The organism is uncultured Planktosalinus sp., assembly GCF_963973675.1.
Classification (GTDB): Bacteria; Bacteroidota; Bacteroidia; order Flavobacteriales; family Flavobacteriaceae; genus Planktosalinus.
The window spans coordinates 1-2974 of sequence record NZ_CAXBAN010000336.1 but is presented as its reverse complement, the minus strand read 5'-3'; the positions used below and the strand labels follow the sequence as shown (position 1 = coordinate 2974).

5 protein-coding genes are annotated in these 2974 nt (G+C 35.0%); 3 read left to right on the top strand and 2 right to left on the bottom strand.

Annotated features, from left to right (window positions below):
* A partial coding sequence (locus AACY61_RS11545) for a hypothetical protein (RefSeq protein ID WP_339611734.1) occupies nucleotides 1-703 on the bottom strand: 703 nt, incomplete at its 3' end.
* Between the two features lie 146 nt (nucleotides 704-849).
* Here AACY61_RS11545 and AACY61_RS11540 point away from each other — a divergent pair.
* The 3 genes from AACY61_RS11540 to AACY61_RS11530 are packed head-to-tail and all read left to right on the top strand — an operon-like array spanning nucleotide 850 to nucleotide 2699.
* Nucleotides 850-1929 (top strand): DNA replication/repair protein RecF, encoded by a 1080-nt coding sequence (locus AACY61_RS11540; RefSeq protein WP_339611733.1) that lies wholly within the window; start codon nucleotides 850-852, stop codon nucleotides 1927-1929.
* A 60-nt stretch (nucleotides 1930-1989) separates the two neighbouring features.
* A complete protein-coding gene (locus AACY61_RS11535) occupies nucleotides 1990-2406 on the top strand; it encodes a hypothetical protein (protein ID WP_339611732.1) in 417 nt (138 codons plus the stop codon).
* On the top strand, nucleotides 2403-2699 hold the full coding sequence (locus AACY61_RS11530; protein ID WP_339611731.1) for a DUF721 domain-containing protein: 297 nt from the start codon (nucleotides 2403-2405) through the stop codon (nucleotides 2697-2699). Before AACY61_RS11535 ends, AACY61_RS11530 begins: the two co-directional genes overlap by 4 nt.
* 52 nt (nucleotides 2700-2751) lie before the next feature.
* Here the strand turns inward: AACY61_RS11530 and AACY61_RS11525 are convergent.
* A partial coding sequence (locus tag AACY61_RS11525; protein ID WP_339611730.1) for a nucleoside-diphosphate kinase occupies nucleotides 2752-2974 on the bottom strand: 223 nt, incomplete at its 5' end.

Below are 2974 nucleotides of genomic sequence, written 5' to 3'. Positions count from 1 at the left end.
GGAAGTCTGTTTTGATTTTGTTTAAATGTTTCAATGCGTCAGAGGCGTTGTCTAATTCCAATGCCACAATAGCAGCTTTTAATAAGTATTTTGGTGAAGTGAACTCGTTTTCATTCATAGTTGCTGCTTCTGTATAATACTTTAAAGCATCTTCTTTTTGTCCTAATTCTGCAAAAGCATCACCAATGTTTCCTTTGGCAATAGGCCCCAGCATTTCATCTTTTCCATTAAATTTATCTAATTGTGCAATTGCTTCTTTATAATTCTTGGTTTGCAAATAAGCAATTCCAGCATAATATCTGGAAATATTAGCTGCATCTGTACCACTGTAATTGTCAATTATATCTAAAAATCCAAACTTACCCTGACCACCATTTAATGAAAGATTAAATAAAGAATCTTGTTGCGGGCTATTCAAAGCTTGTTCAAAATAAACCTGAGCTTGGTACATTTCATTAGATGCTTCCAATTCTTTTGGCTTTTGTACATACTGGCTATATGCTAAATAGCCCAAAACGGCAACTGCTACAACACCAATAATAACATAAATATACTTTTGGTTTTTAGCAACCCATTGTTCAGTTTTAGATGCTTTTTCGTCAAGGGTGTTAAAAACCTCAGCAGTTGTGCTTTGTTCTTCAATAGCTGCTTGTCTTTCCTCCTTTGTCTTAGGCTTATGCCCTCTCTTTTTATATGTAGCCATAATAGTTCTTTAGTGAAGGGCAAAAATAAAATTTTTATTATAATTTAAAAGGGAATTTATTTGTTATTTTTCAATAATTTGCATATTCTAATTTATCTTAAATAGATTCTTACCGCAACCCGTAACATACAAGTTTTTAGTCATTTATGCATTTACCAAACCTGTCTTTACTCAATTATAAAAATTTTGAAGCCATAAATTTTGACCTCGATCATAAAATAAATTGCTTTGTGGGCAACAATGGGGTTGGAAAAACAAACATATTGGATGCAATTTACCATCTTTCATTTGGAAAAAGTTATTTTAACCCCATAACTACCCAAAATATTAATCACGACTCCGATTTTTTTGTAATTGATGGCACCTATCTAAAGTCTGAAAAAACCGAACGAATCATTGTTAGTGCTAAACGCGGACAAAAGAAAGTGATTAAACGCAATGGCAAAGAATATGACAAACTAGCCAACCACGTTGGATGCATCCCTTTAGTTATTATTTCCCCGGCAGACAGGGATTTGATTACTGAAGGCAGCGACACGAGAAGAAAATTCATGGACGGGGTGATTTCTCAGGGAGATCAGCAGTATTTAAATACACTCATTTCCTACAACAAAGTAGTTGCACAGCGCAACGCACTGTTAAAATATTTTGCGGCAAACAACACCAGTAATCCTGATACCTTAGAAATATACAACCAACAAATGGAGGAATTGGGCACTGTGATTTTTCAAAAAAGAACAGAGTTTATAAACCAGTTTATTCCAATATTTAATAAAAGACATCAATCCATTTCAAACGGAAACGAGACCGTAAACCTTATTTACAAAAGTCAGCTAGAAAAAGAACCTTTGCTCAGCTTGCTCAAAGACAATTACCATAAAGATAAAACACTGCAATACACAACTGTTGGGATTCATAAAGATGATTTAAACTTTGAAATTGACAACCATCCCATCAAAAAGTTTGGATCACAGGGGCAGCAAAAAACCTACTTGATCGCTTTGAAGTTAGCACAGTTTGATTTCCTGAAAAAACTGAGCAACATCAACCCCATTTTATTATTGGATGATATTTTTGATAAACTCGATGAAAGCCGTGTTGAGCAAATCATCACACTGGTGGAACGCGAAAACTTCGGTCAATTGTTCATCAGTGATACCCACCCTGAACGCACAGAAAATATCGTAAAAAAAGTGCATCAAACCTATAAAATGTTCCGTTTGTAAAAGGCTTTCCGGGTTTCATTATGTATCTTTGAACAGAGCTTTGTTTAAAATTAAATGTCAATGAAACTAAGTGTAACCCTATTATTGTTGATTCTTACCGCCTGCTCGCAGGGAGTTGATAAAAACGACTTGAAAAACATCAATGGATACTGGGAAATTGAAGAAGTAACCTTGCCATCCGGGGAAAAAAAATCATTCACCATTAATTCACTTGTTGATTATTTCGAACTTGAAGGCACCAAAGGATTTCGAAAAAAAGTAGCCCCACAACTGGACGGAACATTTTTAAAAACAGAAGATGAAGAAGCAATTGAAGTACTCTTTGAAGGCTCTGAAGCAATACTTCTGTATTCAACCCCTTTTCACAAGTGGAAAGAAACAATAGTAAAAGCAGACGAAAACCAATTGGTATTGAAAAACGAAAATGAAGTGGTCTACACTTACAAACGATATCAACCTTTAAATCTTGCCCCATGAAAAAAAGACACGGACAAGAAGTCTCAATAAGTGAAGTCCTCAAGGAGTTTGTAAATAATAACAAACTGGATAAAGGTTTGGAACAAATTCAGGCAGCTGAGGCCTGGAACAAACTAATGGGCCCAGCTATTAAAAAATATACCACCGCCGTCAAACTCAATCGAGGAAAACTATTTGTTCAACTCAATTCCAGTGTTTTACGGGAAGAATTGAGCTATGGAAAACAAAAAATCATCAAATTAATGAATGAAGAGTTAGGCGATGAATTGATTAAAGAAATAATTTTACAATAAAAAAAGCTGCAAATTAATTGCAGCTTTTTTTATAAAATATCTTCTCTAAGATTTAAAACATCTCTCTTCCTGAAAAATGAAAAGCACCTTCAATTGCGGCGTTTTCATCACTGTCACTTCCGTGAACAGCATTTTCTCCAATGGAAGCAGCATAAAGTTTTCTGATGGTACCTTCAGCAGCATCTGCAGGATTGGTTGCGCCAATCAATGTTCTGAAATCCTCAACAGCATTTTCCTTTTCAAGAATTGCAGCTACAATAGGACCCCGTGTCATA